Raw genomic sequence first — 17,813 nt, forward strand, 5'->3', positions numbered from 1 at the left:
ATTTTTATCGAATGGTTTTCACGCCTAGCCATTGCTCGGCCTGTTTATTGGTAATTTCTTCACAAGTCCACATACTCATTAAATCTGGTTGTGGATATTTATTGCTGTTATAGCCGACTAAACGAGCAAAATCAAATACGGCATGAGGATAGCCATTAATAAGCAACAATGCTAAATAACCACTCTCATCCCAACAAATTTCAAGTTTGCGCGCTTCATGATGATTAGAGGTTGAATCAACATTATACACATGCAACATATCCACTATCGGTTGAGCATTTTGACGCATATCAAGTGCATAAAAATAGCCCGTTTCACCGTCATCTTCAAACATTACAGCAAAATGCTCAAATACCGTAGAATGCGTTCCCACTTGCTTTGGCGTTCCTAAAAAGAGTTCATCCTCTAAAGTTAAATGTAACATAATCTTTCCTAATCAAATTGTGTAATCCAATGGCAACTATTATATGCTTGAAAACAAAGCTCTACTTGAGCTTTTGTATTTTTTGCATCATTCATTGGTGGAAGTTTATCCAAGGAAAAATAAGCAGAGTCCAACGTTTCACTGTTCTTCTTAAATTCACCTGACAATCTTTCACACATAATAAAAGCCTTCTGTACACGATGAGCCAAAGGTGGATAGTTATGCTTATGCTGGTCGTGGATTGCAATAATAAAAGTTGGCTTCACATCAAGCCCTGCTTCCTCATACACCTCTTTTACTGTATTACTATGAAGTGTCTCCAATACATCAACCCATCCCCCAGGCAATGACCAAAGTCCATCATTTTCTAGCACTAACAAAATTTTATCGTCTTGAAAAATCGCTGCCCGAGTATCTATTTTTGGAGTTTGGTAGCCATCCTCATTACAAAAAAGATTTTTAACCGTTTCTTTTGGTATTGCCATTTTATGGCTAATCATTTCAGCTGCTAAATCTCGAAGACGCTCATAGCGTTCTATATCATAAATATTTTTACAATAAGCCAAGCCACTTTGTGCAATACTTTGAATTTCAATCGCCCAAGATAACCAAGGTTCAGTAAGCAATGAATTAGATTGAGTATTCATAAAAATTCCCTAAAAAAACACCGCACTTTTATACAAAGTGCGGTGAGATTTTACAGTAAATTCAGCGTGAATTACGCTTGACCTTTAACCGCTTTTAAGCCAGGGAATGCCGCTGGAGTACCCGCGCGTTCTAATGCTTCTTCGATACGGATTAATTGGTTGTATTTCGCAATACGGTCAGAACGGCTCATAGAACCCGTTTTGATTTGACCTGCTGCTGTACCAACCGCTAAATCAGCGATAGTCGCATCTTCGGTTTCGCCTGAACGATGAGAGATCACAGCGGTGTAACCTGCATCTTTAGCCATTTTGATTGCTGCTAAAGTTTCAGTTAAAGAACCGATTTGGTTGAATTTGATTAAAATAGAGTTTGCGATACCTTTTTCGATACCTTCTTTTAAGATTTTGGTGTTAGTTACGAATAAGTCGTCGCCCACTAATTGAACGCGGTCGCCTAACACTTTAGTTTGGTATGCGAAACCTTCCCAGTCAGATTCATCTTGACCATCTTCGATAGACACGATTGGGTATTGTTTAGTTAATTCTTCAAGATAGTGTGTGAACTCTTGAGAAGTGAATGAACGGCCTTCGCCTTTCATTTCGTATTTGCCAGTTTCTTTGTTGTAGAACTCAGAAGATGCGCAGTCCATCGCTAAAGTCACGTCTTTACCTAATACGTAACCTGCTTTCTCTACTGCTTCTTTGATACATGCTAAAGCGTCTGCGTTAGATGCTAAGTTAGGTGCGAAACCACCTTCGTCACCAACTGCTGTGCTCATGCCTTTAGATTTTAATACTTTCGCAAGGTTGTGGAATACTTCAGCACCGATACGAAGTGCTTCACGTAATGTTTTCGCACCAACTGGTTGAATCATGAATTCTTGGATATCCACGTTGTTGTCGGCGTGTTCACCACCGTTGATGATGTTCATCATTGGTAATGGCATAGAGTAAACGCCTGGCGTGCCGTTTAATTCTGCGATGTAAGCGTAAAGTGGTAAACCTTTAGACGCTGCAGCTGCTTTTGCGTTTGCTAAAGATACCGCTAGGATAGCGTTTGCACCGAAGTTAGATTTGTTTTCAGTACCGTCTAAATCGATCATGATTTGGTCGATTTCAGCTTGGTTAGACGCATCTTTACCAAGAATTGCTTCAGCAATTGGACCATTTACTGCTGCTACAGCTTTTAATACGCCTTTACCCAAGAAACGAGATTTGTCACCATCACGCAATTCTAATGCTTCGCGAGAACCAGTTGATGCACCAGATGGAGCCGCAGCTAAACCAACAAAACCACCCTCTAAGTGAACTTCAGCTTCAACAGTTGGATTACCGCGTGAGTCGATGATTTCGCGACCAATCACTTTAACGATTTTTGCCATTTTTATTTTCCTCAATTAAGTTAATTAAAACGGGTTAGGCGAGCCTAAAACAGGCGATATGATAAAGCTATTTTGAGATTTTGTCTTGTAAAAAATGCGTATGCTTTGATCTTTATCTATTTTTACAAAATAAAAGAGCGGTGAAAAAATTCGGTATTATGTAGCAGTTGCACAAAGATTTAATTTGTTGTTTCTGCTACATTTTCTTATCTTTTATGTACGAAAGGTAAGAATAGCCAATGACAAAACAAAAATCAACTTTGGAAAATGCGCTTGAAGAAGCGATTGAAGAAATTGAAACCGAAAAGAAAGAAATTGCAGCGCAAATCAAGCAACTCCATAAAGAATTAAAAGATCTTGATCGGAAGATTTCAGACTATCGTGTGGCATTAAATCACGCAAAGGGTCGGGAAGAACCGCCTTTACCGTCAAACCCCAAATTTAGAAATCTTCGTTTTCAAACTTCGCCTCAACAGTTGATTGCTCAGGTACTAAAACAAGAGCCTTCAAAATGGTTAAGTGTGAAGGAGATTACATATCTGGCGATGAAGTTAGATGGGCAAGAGATTGAAGAAGTCATACCGTATAAACAATCACAAACGATTGCTTGTACATTAAACTATTTAAAGTATAAATCGTTAGTGGAAAAATGCTTAATAGATAACTCACAACATTGGCGATTGAGAACACTTGAGCAAGGATAGTAAATAGCGGTAGAAATACCGCTATTTTTGTTTCCATTGCCAGTGAACCTCATTTCGGCTGATTTGAACTCTATTAATCCATTCCCTTTTATAAAACTCATTCAGTTGTTTACGAACGGAATCAAGATGTTTTTCGGACGGTGTATCAGGGTTTTGTTCAATATCGAAAATGCGCTGCGTGAGTTCTGCAATTGTAAAGGCTTTATTGGGTGCTTCTCGCATCATTTGTACGATGTATTTACGAATTTTCCCTTTAAAGAGCTTATATTTGGAACGGTACACAAAGTTGTCCGTATTATAAAGGGCTACATCACTTTCCTGTTGAGTAAGCTCAATAGCACGTTTTAATGTGGCAATGTTCGCATCAAGTAATGCAAGATGATGCAATACCTGTTTACGTTCAAACTCAAACTCTTTGAGTTTCTTATCAAGGTTGTATGCCATATATCTACTGCCAAATCACTTCTTGATGAATAATTTTTCGTTGCCAATAACTGCACCATTCATTGCTATCGTTGGTGGTTTTCAAACATCGGCTTAATACATCAATAAACTGCGCTTTATTTGAGGTACGGCGATTGTCCTCACGGTACGCAATTTCGTTAGCATAGTTAAGTAGGTACTCGTTGCTGATACGGTGAACTTGTCCGTAGTACATACGTTTGAAACGACTAAATAGACTTTCTGCCTGATTGTTTGTTACACCTAAGTCGCTACGATATTCTTCCTTATGGTTTACCGTTCTCAAATCATAGTAGGGTAACAAGACATTATAAGCCGTGCTTTCATCGGTATTGATTTGTGTATTCGGTTTAATGAATTTATCGGCAAAACTTTTCACTACCGATTGCGATTCAGTATGCGCTACAAAAACGTGAGAGCGTTTTGCCCCACAATGCAGCACATTACTGGCTTTTTCTTCTGGCGAATAATGCTCACGTGCAACCATGACACAACGTTTATCAGGATTCTGATTTTCCTTTAAACGATAGTCAATGCGGTCAGATTTCTTATTTGCTTTACGTGGTGCAGGATGAACATAAGTGCCGTCCATATCCACTACACCTGAAAGGGGTTTCATATCACGACTTTCCAGTAATGCCTTGCGGAATTTATGCGATAAAACAAATGCCGTGCGAGGATTAAGTTTTGCATTACGAGCTAATTGAAGGGAAGATAAGCCTTTGACGGCATTTACCCACTCCATTAAAGCATAGAGATAAACCTTAATCGGTTTCTTGCGATTGGCAAAAATGGTGCCAGAAGTGACACTAAAAGTGTGATTACAATGTTTGCAACGCCATTGTTTACGTGTAGAAATATAATAAGGCTTGTGTTGTACCCCACACATTTAGGACAAGTAATGAACTCTTTTCCACCCCATCTTAATTCACAAAGCAAATCATACGCTTCTTCTTCTGAGAGTTGTGCAATCTCGTAGGAAGAAAGCGTGCGAGCTTTGCTAGAAAGAAGAAAATGTTGGGTCATAGTATTGAGATCACACCTTGATTAAACTAAAATATGAAACATTATTCATATTGGTTGTGCATAAAATGTCACAATCATTTACTTTTTTCAATAGGAATGTGAAATAGTGTGCATATTAGAACGTTTAAAACAGGTCTTAGATGCTAAAAATATGACTGTTACTGAGTTTTCCAACGTAACAGGGATCTCATATCGTTCAGCGATGAATTACTTAAATGAAGGGCGTGATCCTAATGTTGATGGGTTAATTAAAATTTATGAAGCACTAGGGATTAGTATCACTTGGTTGCTGACTGGTGAAGGAAAAATGTACCGCAGCTTGCCTAATGATGAATTAGAAGCAAAAGAACAAGCCCTTATCAATCACTACCGAATGATGTCGAATGATATGCAAACTGCGTTTGATGTATCGTTTAAAGTGTTATCTGAAATGCAAAGATAATCATAAAACCGTACTTTTGATGAGAAAAAATGTTATTTTTGCGATCTAACTTGAAAAATTGAAACGCATTTCTCGACAGAAATCACCTAATTGCTAGAGTTACCTACTTATTGTTTATTTATTAGCAGCATAACAAGAGTGGCTTGCTTGTTAAGCAACTTTAACACTGTTAAACTAGGAGGTAGGATGTTGAGGGATGTTAAAATGCGCTATATCGGTTCTAAAAAACTATTATTACAGCATATTAAAAATATGTTGGATAAACATACTAATGGAACAGAAGAAACTTTCTTAGATTTGTTCGCAGGTACAAATACTGTTGGGCTATTTTTTAAACCTTACTATACTATTTATAGTAATGATTTGCTTTATTTTAGTCATATCAATGCAAAGGTTTTAATTGAGGGCAATTCTCGTCCTACTTTTGAAGGATTAAAACAAATTGGCATTAATGACCCGCTATCATATTTAGCAGACACCCCTATAACTCACTTATCTATCGGATACTATGAATCTAGCTATTCTCCCACTGGGGATGCTATGTATCTTACTGTGGAAAATGCTAAAAGAATAGATTTTATCCATTCAACATTAGATTCTTGGAAAAAAGATGGTTATGTAAATCAACAAGAATACTTATATCTTTTAAACTCACTTATTGAAGCTTTGCCATCTGTTAGTAATATCACTGGAACTTACGGCGCTTATCTGAAACATTGGGATAAACGTTCTTTAAACAAGTTAGATTTAATATTCCCATCTGTTATAGATAATAATCGTCCTAATCGTTCATTTAATGAGAATGCTAACGAACTAATAAAAAAAATTAGCGTCGATATAGCCTATATTGATACGCCTTATAATAACCGCCAATACGCTTCAAATTATCATTTATTGGAAAATGTAGCTAGACATACTAAGCCTACTTTAAAAGGTAAAACTAAAATTTTCGATTGGAGCCAGCTTAAAAGTGATTTTTCAACAGCAAAAAGTGCTAAAAGTGCAATGGAAGATTTAATCTCAAATATTGATGCTACACATATCTTGTTAAGTTATAACACTGAAGGCATTATTCCAGAAAAAGAACTATTGGAATTATTAAAGAAATATTCTATAAATAAGCATGTTGAATTGGAAAGAATACCATATAGAAAGTATAAATCAAAGAATAAACCGTTAGATACTGAATTATGTGAATTACTATTTTATATTCAAAAAAAACCTCTTAAAGAAAAACAAACTATAATACCTAATGACGAAGAATTTAAACTAACTCAAGATTATTTCCCTCAAAAAAAGTGGGTAAAAAGTCCATTAAATTATATTGGAGGGAAGTATAGACTATTAAAACAAATTCTACCATTATTTCCTAAAAACATAAAAACTTTTGTTGATCTATTGAGTGGTGGAGCTAATGTTGGCATTAATGTTGAAGCTGAGAAATATATTTTTAATGATATGAATTATCTTATTAATGATATGTTCAGATTATTCCAAAAAATGCCAATAGAAACTATCCTATCCTCAATTGAGTATAGAATTAGTCAATATCAGTTAAGTAAAACTAATGAAGAAGGATTTCTTAAATTTAGATCAGATTATAATAACAACCCTAATCCTCTTGATTTATATGTTTTATCTTCATTTAGTTATAATTATCAATTCCGCTTTAATAGCAAAATGCAATTTAATAATCCATTTGGTAGGAATAGAAGTAGCTTCAACGAAAGGATGAAAGAAAACTTATGTTACTTCACTCAACGCTTGAAAGGACTTAATGCAACATTTACCGATAATTTTATTCATGAATTTGATATAAGTGAACTGAATACACAGGATTTTGTATATCTCGATCCTCCTTATCTTATCACAACAGGTAGTTATAACGATGGAAATAGAGGATTTCAAGACTGGGGTGAAGAGCAGGAATTAGAAATGTATCAATTAATACTTAGATTAAACGAAAAAGGTATTCGTTTTGCTTTAAGTAATGTTTTAGAGCATAAAGGTAAAAGCCATGATATGCTGAAAGACTTCATTTCGAAACATGGCTTTAAAGTTCATTACTTAGATTTTCATTATGGTAATGCTTCATATAACACTTCTAAGCAGGAAAGCGTAGAAGTGCTCATTACAAACTACTAACTATGCAATATTGAAGGTGCGAAAACAATTTCTTGATTCTTAAACGAATCTATGAATTTTTCAGTTGTTAAATTACCTTTAAGAACAGAATCTGCCCCTAACAGTAGCTGTTCAACGCTAAGTGCTGCACCTACTGTTTGGGTTTCCTGTGCTGTATAGCTAAGTTGTTCGTGAAATTTATTCACAAATACACTCGATACCCATAAAAAGTAAAAGTTATTTGCAGGAATTGATGTAGGAAAATGTTCCCACCATTTCGTTGAGTTTCTACTTGGATCTCGACGTTTGTTATCTTCGATATAACGTATCATTTCATCGGCTTGAGCAATGCTTTTCGAATATCCATCTGCATAAGCTTTTGTATCAACAATGACCCCAAATTCTGGCATATACAAAACACCATCAGGTTTGCGAGCACCACCCAATATACTGGCATTGATTTTATATATATTTTTAAATAATTCCATTGTAATAAGCTCAAAATCCCTACTGCGTTTACCATCCCTAGCAATTTCAAGAAGTTCTATATATGAAAGTGGCAATTTAGTTTTTTGTAAAAAAATCGCTTTTTGCTCTTCTATTACTTTATCGCGTAGCTCTTCTGTTAAATTTAATTTTGGAATAGAAAAATCACAAATTTTATCTAGTAATCTAAACTTATTGTTTTTAAGCTCTATACGTAAACCAAATAATCTTAAACCATCAATATCAGATAAAAATATATCCTCTGGATCTTGAAAGCCATTATTTCTCATTTCAGAGACTAAATTTTTAAATGAAATAGTTGATATTAATAATTTTACAATATTAGCACGTCGAGACCTTATGTAATCCCTGTTATGTCCATCGGTGGCAAAAAATTCCCACATAATGAATTTTTCAATACGCCGATTGCTAGAATGCCCTATTGAACGGTGTAAAGCTATGATTCCTCTGCCAGTAATTTTATATCCTTGAAGACTTTCTTTTTGTCCATTTTGAAATTTTCTTTTCACTTGTTTTGTTTGGACAAAACCGACATTTTTTAACCAGTTACAGATTCCACGGGCATACTTATCACTTGTTCCTTCAATATCCGATTTAATTTTCTTTTTCTCGACAGCTGATGAAGATGCAAGCCAATCATACATAATATCTTCATTATATGAAGTAAATCCCTTTTCACCACGGAAACCTAATTTAGAACCGAGATAATACTTTGTACAATAATCACCATTCTCTTCTAACAACGATAGAATCTGAGTTGCAGGTGGATACGCAAGTAAAGCTGTTCTTAGTATATCTAATTCTTGTTCTTCATCATTGGCTTGTGAAAAAGCTAGACCTTTTTCAGTGATACTAAAAGTATCTTTTTCTCTATCTACTTTGATAAAATTAAAACTAACAGCCCATCTTAGAAAACCATCGGCGGTCCAGTTATCTGTCCAAGTTTTCCCTGTCGATTTTATTTGCTGTGGCTCGATACTAATTTGAATAAGTGCATCAGCTACCGCATCTTTTCTTGATGAAGGCGGTTTACCTTGTTTGTTTTTAGAAGTTCCTACCAATTCAAGGTAAGTAAATTCATTTTCATTATTAATTAACTTATCTTTCAAGTTATTACGAATTACTTCATTATAGATTGAGTTAATTAAATTATCCTTTAAGTTTTGATAATGCTGTGATGCAGTATCAAAGATTTGAACTACCTTTTTTAATGATTGAAAAGACGATGGATTTTGAATCCAGCCATAGGTTCTAATTTTCATCATGCGCTCGCCATTAGTTACAAACAAATGAACTATATATAATAGATATAAATTTATAAATACCGTAAGATAAAAAGAATAATAAAGAAATAAAGAGTATTCGATATAGGTGTCTTTGTTTTAGAAGTAACTTACTTATTCTATCTTTATCTTCTTTCCATTGTTCTTTTAACTTTTCAGGAACCTTCCCTTTTTCTTCAAATCTATCTACATCTTGTCTAAGATTGTCTAAAATCAATTTCTGATTAGATAATCCATATCCGCATATTAAACAATATATAATGAGGGCAAGATAGATAAGCCAATTATCACCTGATTTTAAAGCTGATGGTACGGCAGTAAGAAATGGTAATCCTAAAAATTGAGGAAGAACTTTACTAATTGTGTCATTGATTTTTGATACAAATTTTTCTGTATTTTCCTCTAATTTTTTAACAAATTTCTCATAACTAAAGTTTTCTAAGTACAAAGCATATTGTGCTTGCACTGATTCACTTATATGTTGAATATTCTGAATTACATCTAACAAATTAGCCTCTTGTGATAAAGAATCTGATAAGACAAAGGCTAAAATTGATTTCTTTTCATCTATATGGCTACTGGTGGATTCATCATTCATCCATTCTTGAAAGTCGGTAATCAGTTTACGCTTGCTGATGTCAAGATTTTTAATAATCTGAACAAACTCACTTAATTTATTTGTTACGTCAATGGATAATTCAAACGTCTTTTTACTAAAAAATATAAGTTTTTTATTTACAATATCTGTATATGAATCCATTAAAATCAGTTGTTGCAAAAATTCTTTAACAACTTGATAGGATTCTAAAATAGAGATATTTTGATCAAATGAAGCAATGTTTTCAGATTTTATAAAATAAGGAGATTGAGAAAGTAAAGTATTATTAAATTGAGCTATGTCACCTTTTATTAAGTTTTCTATTTTGTCAAAAAAACGTCCAAATTGAAGTTTAGGCGTTCCGAAAGTGAGGTTAATCACCATATCAAGCTGAGGTGTTTTGTCAGATGTTAATGCAGTATTATCGTAATTTTCATCAGATAATAATTGATTAAGCAAATTTAACTCTTCTTCTGTTTGAATATAAAAAGCACGCATATCTGAACCATTTACAGGTTCAGAACTACGATAAATTTGTATTAAATCAGAAAAAGTTACGCTCATTCGTTAAATGCTTCTAATAATTCAGGTGTTGGGTTATGTATAATGATTTTACCATTTTCTTGAGTAATATCACCTTCTGACATCGCATTTCGATCAAATGATAACCGCCAATTTCTTGTTTTTCCTACAAAAGTAACTAATCGTTTAAGTGAAACTTTATCTGGCGTAAATCCATCTTATACACCATGTTCTAAATCACTTAATTTTTCTTGTAAAATCTGCGGATTGCTTGGACAGACTCGATTAGTAAACTCCTCAGTATTAAATGATCCGCCATTATTACTAATATCTGTTAAATAAGATTTTATGTCATTAAAGAATGCTGTTTTTTGCTCTAACTCATAACCTTGTTCACGAGTAAATTCTTCAAGCAAGACTACCAATTTTTTAGTTTCTTCTCGTGCAACAAGAGCATCGTTACAAGATAAAAATTCTTTAAAGTAAACAGATACATCACCTTGTCCTTTAAGGAAACTAATATAACGAGTTTCATTTGCTTGCCAAGCAGTTAAATCAATACGTCCAGCGTATTTGAGATGCTCAATATCCAGCATTTCATTTTCTAACATTTCCCAGTTTTGAGCAGAGAAACCAACACGGTCAGCTAAAATGGCAATTAATAGGTAATTGCTGTCTTGATTTTCATAATGCGCGATAAATACTTTTCCACCTGTGGCAAAAGATTGGCTTTGAATCTTTACTAGAAGAGTATTCATCATTCTTACTGTTAAGTGTTGAAAGTCATCATCTCCCAAATAATCATTTAAGAATCTAGGCATTGGGAAATTGTCTTCATCACCATCAAATGAACCAAACCCTTTCCCTGCCCGAACTCTATATGCTTTTGTTAATGTTTCCAAGAAATTATGATGAGCTTCACTTGGGGTAAGTAGACTAGGGTTAAGCTCTAACTTAGCTTCACCGTTTTGCTCTTTATGTAAGATGTGGTAAGTAATATGTCTTATTGTCATAATCGTATCTTATCTTGCCATGAAAAAATTAAGGTTTCATTGCATTATAAGCTAATTTAAAAATATATTAACTAAATAGTTAATTAAAAATACTAAAAGGTAGGTAGTAAAATAAGATATCCCCTCAAAGGAATTGTTTTACTTGACGAATCCGTAATTTAGGATTACATTCAAATCTCGTTCTTTAGGGAAAAACTCCCTCCGAGAATGACTACAATTTGCCAACGAAATAATTATTTTGCCTTTAGCTTCCCTTAAAATGGGGAAGATAGATAAACCGCAAAAATTGAGCATCTTGCACATCATGGGCGAATGCTGCAATGAGTTTGTCTAGGCGCTTAGTTCACAAATTTTCTTGTGACAGTACGGTATTCGAGGCATAAACGCTTTGAGCCGATCTGATTTTTCAGATGGGTGGTTTTTTTTGTGTCTGGCGTTTAGCAAATCTCGAATGCCTTGTACTACACAAGGAAATTCGCAATGGCTCAACATTATTTACTTTCAAGCAAATCAAAAAACATCAATTTAAAAGATATTTTACGCCTTACAGAAGAAGATGCTTTTCACCTTTTAAAAACTCACCGTTGGGGAAACCCTAATAATGTTCGTGATGTATGCTGTCCGCATTGTGGTATTCGCCACGAAGCCTATTTCCTTCCTTCTCGTAAACGTTGGTGTTGTAAACATTGCAAACGCCATTTTTATATTACAACAAATACAGCCTTTGCCTTTCATAAAGTTGATTTAGTCGATATTCTTGCTGTCATCTTAATGATGGTAAATAGCTCAAAAGGCATTAGTGCGATTGATGTTAGTCGTCATCTTAATTTGAACTACAAAACGGCATTTGTACTTTGTGGGAAAGTTCGCGAAGCTTTATTTAAAACGCGCGATTTAAGTTCATTGTCAGGCGAAATTCACGAAGATGGAATGTGGATCAACTTTACCTTGCGTCCAACTAATTTTCGTAAAAACAATCATAAACAACGTCAAAAAGCCGATGAGAAAGGTTGCAAATATCCTAAATTTAGAACGACTAAACGTTGTCTATTCGCTATTACACAACGTGCTGCAAATGATAGTAATATATCTGGAGCAAATCGTACCATTGTTGCAATGGATTACACCGAAAATGCGGATACTGTTTTTGCATTGAATCAACGCTTTGTAAAAGCAGGCAGTGATATTATGTGTGATGAAAACCCTGCTTATAAAAGCCTTGATTTTCACTACACCCGTTGGTCGGTGAATCTTCAAGAGGCTTATAGTGCGAAAGGTGTAAATAATAACCTTGCGGAATCTTTTAATGCCAGAATGCGTGATTTAATGCGTGGTACACACCATAAAGCCGACAATAAATATGCCTTACACTATGCCAATCAAGCTGCATTCTTTTCAGATAATCGCCGTAAATCGAATGGGGAACTCTTTGAAGATGTTCTCAAACGTTGCTTATGGGTATTGCCGCTCAAAGAGTGGGTTGGTTATTGGCAGGGAAATCATCGTGAAGGTGAGCTTCTCGGTATGAAAGCCTTTGCACCTAACGAAATTTCATCACTCTACTTTAAGCGACTTGAAGAACAAGCTGCATACGATGAAATTCTGATGGCAGCATAGAATCTTATATACGCTAATAGACTTAGAGAATCTTATATACGCAATAGACTTAGATAGAAAGAAATAGCTTATCGAATGAAGGTTGAGCGGAATAGCTACGCCTTGAGTTTGAAAAAATGGAAAATTGATGTGAAAAATTGCGAGGTTGAAGTTAGAATTTTAGGTAAAAGAAATGCCTTTCACGATTTTCATTCGGAAAGGCATTTAAATTTACGCGGTAAATTAGTCAATTTTCGGACTTTGTGCAACTGCTACATAATACCGAAAAAATTCGTTGTTTCTCACCGCTCTTTTTACTCTAATTTAATCCATTACTTCAAAGATTGTTTGTGATTTTCATAAGCTGCTTTTACAAAGTCTGCAAACAACGGATGACCATCACGAGGCGTAGAAGTAAATTCTGGATGGAATTGGCAAGCGACAAACCAAGGATGATTTGGCACTTCGATAATTTCTACCAATTTTTTATCTGCAGATAAACCCGTTACTTTCAATCCTGCTTTTTCAATTTGTGGAAGCAAGGTATTGTTCACTTCATAGCGATGACGATGACGTTCTTCAATGGTTTCTTTGCCATAAAGCTCACGAGCACGGCTGCCTGACACCAAATGACATTGCTGCGCGCCTAAACGCATTGTTCCGCCAAGATCAGATTCATCGGTACGCACTTCTGTATTACCATCTGCATCTTGCCATTCCGTGATTAATGCAACCACAGGTTGTTCACAATCTTTATCAAATTCAGACGAATTTGCTTTAGTTAAACCCGCTACATTACGTGCATATTCAATCAACGCGATCTGCATACCTAAACAAATGCCTAAGTAAGGAATTTTGTTTTCACGTGCATATTGGGCGGTACGAATCTTACCTTCCACACCACGATAACCGAATCCACCAGGAACAAGAATGCCATCAATGCCTTTTAATACTTCAACACCTTTGGTTTCAACATCTTGGGAATCAATATATTTAATGTTAACGCTTAAACGATTAGTTAAGCCTGCATGTTTCAATGCTTCATTTACTGATTTATAGGCATCTGGTAACTCAGTATATTTACCCACCATTCCAATGGTCACTTCACCCACTGGATTAGCTTGTTTGTAAAGCACTTGCTCCCATTCAGACAGATCCGCCTCAGGACAAGTTAAACGGAAACGTTCACAGACAAAATCATCTAAACCTTGAGATTTTAATAATGCTGGGATTTGATAAATCGAATTTACATCTTTTAATGAAATGACTGCACGTTCTGGAACGTTACAGAATAAAGCAATTTTCGCACGTTCATTTGGCGGAATCATGCGATCTGAACGGCAAATCAACACATCAGGTTGAATACCAATAGAAAGCAATTCTTTTACAGAATGTTGAGTTGGTTTAGTTTTTACTTCACCCGCTGTTGGAATATAAGGCACTAAAGTTAAGTGCATAAATAAGGTGTGTTCACGACCAACTTGAACGGCTAATTGACGCAATGCTTCTAAGAATGGGAGTGATTCAATATCGCCAACGGTACCGCCCACTTCAACAATCACAACATCGTGACCTTGAGCGCCAGCTATGACGCGATCTTTAATTTCATTGGTGATATGTGGAATCACTTGAATTGTTGCACCAAGATAATCGCCACGACGCTCTTTACGTAATACTTCAGAATAAATTTTACCCGTGGTGAAGTTATTACGTTTAGTCATTTTCGTGCGGATAAAACGCTCATAGTGACCTAAGTCTAAATCTGTTTCAGCACCATCTTGAGTAACGAAAACTTCCCCATGTTGGGTTGGGCTCATCGTACCTGGATCCACATTAATATATGGATCTAATTTCATAATAGTTACGTTTAAACCACGAGCTTCTAAAATTGCCGCCAATGATGCTGCCGCAATGCCTTTACCTAACGATGAAACCACACCGCCAGTGACGAAAATATAATTTGTAGCCATAGGGAACCTAATCTGTATTGGGATATAAATGATTATAGCTAATCATCTTACAGACAAAATCAACCAAAAGTGCGGTCAAAAATCGAAGATAACTAGCTATCAAAGACGGGACGGTAGTTTACCTGATTTGGTCAATGAACTCAATTAGAAAACCACAATTAGCATGTAAAGCCTTGTTAGATTTATCTATCCTCTAGGATGAAACCTTTCATGCAATCGTTTCAATCTTTCTTTTGCCACGTGAGTATAAATTTGTGTTGTGGATAAATCTGTATGCCCTAGCAACATTTGCACCACGCGTAAATCCGCACCGTGATTTACTAAATGGGTGGCAAAAGCATGGCGAAGAACGTGTGGGGAAAGTGCATCAGCATCAATATCCGCGAGAATGGCATAATGTTTTACACGATGCCAGAAAGTTTGACGAGTCATTTGCTGTGCACGCTGACTTGGAAACACAACATCAGAACTTTGTCCATTTAATAGCACAGGGCGACCATAAAGCATAAATTGACGAACCCAATAGGCAGCTTCTTCCCCCATTGGCACAATACGCTCTTTATTCCCTTTACCAATCACTCGCACCACGCCTTGTTGCACGCTCATATTTTCAATCGTCAGCGAAACTAACTCAGTTACACGAAGCCCCGTTGCATAAAGCAACTCCAACATTGCTTTATCACGCAACTCCAAAGGCACTTCAACATCTGGCGTATTGAGCAAATCAGACACTTGTTGCTCAGTTAAATATTTTGGCAGGCGACTGGGTAATTTAGGCGAACTTAGCACCGCACTTGGATCATCAACTCGGTATTTTTCCCGATATAAATATTGAAAAAGTTTACGCATTGCACTTAACATTCGCGCAGTGCTCGTGGCTTTGTAACCTTTCTCCAAACGTTCACCCAGAAAACCTTGCAAATCAACAGCATCTAAAGTTTCCAAAGACAAGTCGTTTTTATTCAACCAATCACAAAGTGCGGTTAAATCCAAACGATAAGATTGAACGGTATTTTCTGAAAGCCCTTTTTCAATCCAATATTCGTTAAGAAACAAATCAATGAGCGCAAGATTTTTCATATTACTTTTCTACAAGGCAAGCGATGCATCCTATTTATGCTGAACAATCAAAAAGGCATTTAACTTACGAGGAATCACAAAAAATGCTGCAGCTGCAATGATACTCATAAATACAAATGTCATCGCCGGCGATGTTGGATAAATCATGCCAGCAATCGCAGTGAAAATGGCAATAAGCACACCATTCGATAAACCATTATACAAACCTTGTAACTTCGCAATATGGCTTTGCGGTTGAGTGGTGATATAGCGAACAATCGCATAATGGCAAACGGCATAGGTTAAACTGTGCATAAGTTGCAATAAGAATACCAACCAAAAATCTTCAATATATCCCATTACAGCCCAGCGTCCGATGCACGCAAACGCAGAAATATAAAGCAGCACACTGATAGAAATATTTTGAAATAAGCGACGAGAGAAGAAAAATAATACAATTTCCGCTAATACGCCAATGCCCCAAAGTAAGCTAGTTTGTGAAACAGAAATTCCAATGCTTGTCCAATAAATCGTGCTATAAACATAATAAGCCGCATGAGAGCCTTGAATCAGCCCTACTGCAATCATGACTCGCAATGTAATAGGATTTTTCAGTAAAGCAATAAAACCAACATCATTTGGAGCGCCACCTTCAGGTATTTCATCTTTTGGGGGAATGCTCGGTTTTAAAAGCTGAATGATGGTATAGAAGGATAAAAGTGCGGTCAAAATCCACACGATATTTTGTTCACCAACCCAGCCAATCATGCCACCAAATACCACTACCCCAAGGATAAAGGCAGAAGAGCCAATTAAACGTACTTTGCCATAATCCAAGCCGATTTGGCGTTGCCAAGTAGATGCCAAAGAATCCCCAATCGGCATTCCCGCTGAATTCACAGAGGCATGCAAACCAATAGCAATAAATAACAGCCAAAAATTATGTGCAACTAAACTCATTGCAGCCATAATAATGGCCGATGCTAACGCCAATAGACGTAAGGAAATAATAATATGATTGGCTTTTTTAATTAGCGATGAAAAAAATAATCCGCCCGCAAATCGGAAAATATAAGCACTCCCGATCACCAAACCAATCATTTCTTCGCCATATTGTTGTGATTTCAACCATGCGGGGAAAAACGGCAAAAACACACCATAAGCGCAGTAGTAACCTAGAAAGCTCAGTGCGAGCCAATAAAAAGGACGAACTTGCATCAGAATAAAGTTTCCATTTCTTGTGAACGAGACAAACAAGCCTGCATAGCTTGCTCTATTGTTTGATTAAAATGTTGTGCGTCAAATACTGCTAACGCTGCCGCAGTGGTGCCACCTTTCGAGGTAACATTTTCACGCAAAGTTGAAAGTGCAATTTGCGGATTCTCTGTCACCATTTTTGCTGCACCAAGCATGGATTGCTGCACTAATTCACGCGCAGTTTTCTCATCAATATTCATTTTGATTAAGGCCTGCTGCATTGCTTCCAGCATTAAAAAGAAATAGGCTGGGCTACTTCCTGAAGCGGCGGTTACTGCGTGCATTTGAGTTTCATCATCCACCCAAACTGTTCTTCCCACAGCGCCCAATAAATCTTGTGCAAAAGTGCGGTAATTTTCGCTCGTATTTTTCGGTGCAAATAACCCCGCCATGCCTTCCCCCACCAATGAGGGCGTATTTGGCATGACGCGCACTATTGATTTTACGCTTGGAATTAATGCGTTCAAACGTTCAGTTGAAATGCCCGCAGCAATGGAAATTAATAATTTATCGGAAAAATCCACCGCACTTAGTGGCGAACAAACATCAGCCATCATTTGAGGTTTTACCGCAAGCAATACACCTTCTGCTTTGATTACACTTTCCACATTATTTTCTGAAGTTGCCACGCCAAGATTAGCAAAAAATGCTCTTTTTTCCTCATTCGGATCATTCACAATAATTTGCTCGGCAGGATAACCTTGTTTCAATAATCCAAGAATAATAGCCTGCGCCATATTGCCGCCGCCAATAAAGGCAATCAATTTGTGTTGCATCGTTTTTCCTACTTTTATGGG

14 protein-coding genes and 2 pseudogenes are annotated in these 17,813 nt (G+C 36.2%); 4 read left to right on the forward strand and 12 right to left on the reverse strand.

Annotated elements, in window-relative coordinates; all coding sequences use genetic code 11:
* Nucleotides 1-4: 4 nt before the first annotated feature.
* The 3 genes from AC6H0A_RS10300 to eno form a co-directional block, all read right to left on the reverse strand.
* The gene (locus AC6H0A_RS10300) at nt 5-424 is read right to left on the reverse strand and encodes a DUF2251 domain-containing protein (RefSeq protein ID WP_005639783.1); all 420 of its coding nucleotides are present in this window, start codon (nt 422-424) and stop codon (nt 5-7) included.
* An 8-nt stretch (nt 425-432) separates the two neighbouring features.
* A complete protein-coding gene (locus AC6H0A_RS10305; RefSeq protein WP_005639787.1) occupies nt 433-1,071 on the reverse strand; it encodes an NUDIX hydrolase N-terminal domain-containing protein in 639 nt (212 codons plus the stop codon).
* A 71-nt stretch (nt 1,072-1,142) separates the two neighbouring features.
* A complete protein-coding gene (eno, locus tag AC6H0A_RS10310; RefSeq protein WP_005635098.1) occupies nt 1,143-2,453 on the reverse strand; it encodes a phosphopyruvate hydratase in 1,311 nt (436 codons plus the stop codon).
* Nucleotides 2,454-2,692: 239 nt separating this feature from the next.
* Between eno and AC6H0A_RS10315 the strand changes: the two genes are divergently transcribed.
* Nucleotides 2,693-3,157, forward strand: coding sequence for a hypothetical protein (locus AC6H0A_RS10315; RefSeq protein ID WP_005639789.1), 465 nt, complete (start codon nt 2,693-2,695; stop codon nt 3,155-3,157).
* A gap of 21 nt (nt 3,158-3,178) precedes the next feature.
* Here the strand turns inward: AC6H0A_RS10315 and AC6H0A_RS10320 are convergent, their stop codons facing one another.
* Together AC6H0A_RS10320 and AC6H0A_RS10325 are read right to left on the reverse strand one after the other, a co-directional pair.
* Complete coding sequence (locus AC6H0A_RS10320; RefSeq protein WP_005626903.1) at nt 3,179-3,601, reverse strand: hypothetical protein; 423 nt, start codon at nt 3,599-3,601, stop codon at nt 3,179-3,181.
* Between the two features lie 4 nt (nt 3,602-3,605).
* Nucleotides 3,606-4,645 (reverse strand): annotated as a pseudogene (locus tag AC6H0A_RS10325) (IS1595 family transposase).
* A gap of 106 nt (nt 4,646-4,751) precedes the next feature.
* Between AC6H0A_RS10325 and AC6H0A_RS10330 the strand changes: the two are divergent.
* Together AC6H0A_RS10330 and AC6H0A_RS10335 are read left to right on the forward strand one after the other, a co-directional pair.
* Nucleotides 4,752-5,087 (forward strand): helix-turn-helix domain-containing protein, encoded by a 336-nt coding sequence (locus AC6H0A_RS10330; protein WP_005639794.1) that lies wholly within the window; start codon nt 4,752-4,754, stop codon nt 5,085-5,087.
* A gap of 204 nt (nt 5,088-5,291) precedes the next feature.
* A complete protein-coding gene (locus AC6H0A_RS10335) occupies nt 5,292-7,232 on the forward strand; it encodes a Dam family site-specific DNA-(adenine-N6)-methyltransferase (RefSeq protein ID WP_083034797.1) in 1,941 nt (646 codons plus the stop codon).
* Here AC6H0A_RS10335 and AC6H0A_RS10340 read toward each other — a convergent pair.
* The 3 genes and pseudogenes from AC6H0A_RS10340 to AC6H0A_RS10350 form a co-directional block, all read right to left on the reverse strand.
* A complete protein-coding gene (locus AC6H0A_RS10340; RefSeq protein ID WP_044232573.1) occupies nt 7,229-8,980 on the reverse strand; it encodes a restriction endonuclease FokI recognition domain-containing protein in 1,752 nt (583 codons plus the stop codon). The genes AC6H0A_RS10335 and AC6H0A_RS10340 overlap by 4 nt on opposite strands.
* Before the next feature lie 13 nt (nt 8,981-8,993).
* Entirely contained in the window at nt 8,994-10,163 is a 1,170-nt protein-coding gene (locus AC6H0A_RS10345) for a hypothetical protein (protein ID WP_005641049.1), read from the reverse strand.
* A pseudogene (locus AC6H0A_RS10350) lies at nt 10,160-11,134 on the reverse strand (nucleoid-associated protein). The gene AC6H0A_RS10345 and the pseudogene AC6H0A_RS10350 overlap by 4 nt, the downstream one beginning before the upstream one ends.
* Nucleotides 11,135-11,614: 480 nt before the next feature.
* Here AC6H0A_RS10350 and AC6H0A_RS10355 point away from each other — a divergent pair.
* Entirely contained in the window at nt 11,615-12,751 is a 1,137-nt protein-coding gene (locus AC6H0A_RS10355; RefSeq protein WP_005641051.1) for an IS1595 family transposase, read from the forward strand.
* Between the two features lie 311 nt (nt 12,752-13,062).
* On the opposite strand, the gene pyrG is transcribed toward AC6H0A_RS10355, so the two are convergent.
* The 4 genes from pyrG to proC form a co-directional block, all read right to left on the reverse strand.
* Nucleotides 13,063-14,700: a glutamine hydrolyzing CTP synthase gene (pyrG, locus tag AC6H0A_RS10360; RefSeq protein ID WP_179230773.1), complete on the reverse strand. Its 1,638-nt coding sequence runs from the start codon at nt 14,698-14,700 to the stop codon at nt 13,063-13,065.
* A 186-nt stretch (nt 14,701-14,886) separates the two neighbouring features.
* Nucleotides 14,887-15,780: a site-specific tyrosine recombinase XerD gene (xerD, locus tag AC6H0A_RS10365; protein ID WP_005641053.1), complete on the reverse strand. Its 894-nt coding sequence runs from the start codon at nt 15,778-15,780 to the stop codon at nt 14,887-14,889.
* Nucleotides 15,781-15,810: 30 nt separating this feature from the next.
* Entirely contained in the window at nt 15,811-16,977 is a 1,167-nt protein-coding gene (locus tag AC6H0A_RS10370) for a 3-phenylpropionate MFS transporter (RefSeq protein ID WP_005641054.1), read from the reverse strand.
* Nucleotides 16,977-17,792, reverse strand: coding sequence for a pyrroline-5-carboxylate reductase (proC, locus tag AC6H0A_RS10375; protein WP_005641056.1), 816 nt, complete (start codon nt 17,790-17,792; stop codon nt 16,977-16,979). The genes AC6H0A_RS10370 and proC overlap by 1 nt, the downstream gene beginning before the upstream one ends.
* Between the last annotated feature and the right edge of the window lie 21 nt (nt 17,793-17,813).

The organism is Haemophilus sp. THUN1692 (assembly GCF_059704395.1).

Bases quoted from the DNA above. Each gene is read 5' to 3' on its own strand.
- AC6H0A_RS10305 (WP_005639787.1), bottom strand. From the start codon at position 1,071: ATGAATACTCAATCTAATTCATTGCTTACTGAACCTTGGTTATCTTGG.
- AC6H0A_RS10370 (WP_005641054.1), bottom strand. From the start codon at position 16,977: ATGCAAGTTCGTCCTTTTTATTGGCTCGCACTGAGCTTTCTAGGTTAC.
- AC6H0A_RS10320 (WP_005626903.1), bottom strand. From the start codon at position 3,601: ATGGCATACAACCTTGATAAGAAACTCAAAGAGTTTGAGTTTGAACGT.
- proC (WP_005641056.1), bottom strand. From the start codon at position 17,792: ATGCAACACAAATTGATTGCCTTTATTGGCGGCGGCAATATGGCGCAG.
- AC6H0A_RS10345 (WP_005641049.1), bottom strand. From the start codon at position 10,163: ATGAGCGTAACTTTTTCTGATTTAATACAAATTTATCGTAGTTCTGAA.
- AC6H0A_RS10335 (WP_083034797.1), top strand. From the start codon at position 5,292: ATGCGCTATATCGGTTCTAAAAAACTATTATTACAGCATATTAAAAAT.
- AC6H0A_RS10315 (WP_005639789.1), top strand. From the start codon at position 2,693: ATGACAAAACAAAAATCAACTTTGGAAAATGCGCTTGAAGAAGCGATT.
- AC6H0A_RS10340 (WP_044232573.1), bottom strand. From the start codon at position 8,980: ATGAAAATTAGAACCTATGGCTGGATTCAAAATCCATCGTCTTTTCAA.
- pyrG (WP_179230773.1), bottom strand. From the start codon at position 14,700: ATGGCTACAAATTATATTTTCGTCACTGGCGGTGTGGTTTCATCGTTA.
- AC6H0A_RS10300 (WP_005639783.1), bottom strand. From the start codon at position 424: ATGTTACATTTAACTTTAGAGGATGAACTCTTTTTAGGAACGCCAAAG.
- eno (WP_005635098.1), bottom strand. From the start codon at position 2,453: ATGGCAAAAATCGTTAAAGTGATTGGTCGCGAAATCATCGACTCACGC.
- xerD (WP_005641053.1), bottom strand. From the start codon at position 15,780: ATGAAAAATCTTGCGCTCATTGATTTGTTTCTTAACGAATATTGGATT.
- AC6H0A_RS10355 (WP_005641051.1), top strand. From the start codon at position 11,615: ATGGCTCAACATTATTTACTTTCAAGCAAATCAAAAAACATCAATTTA.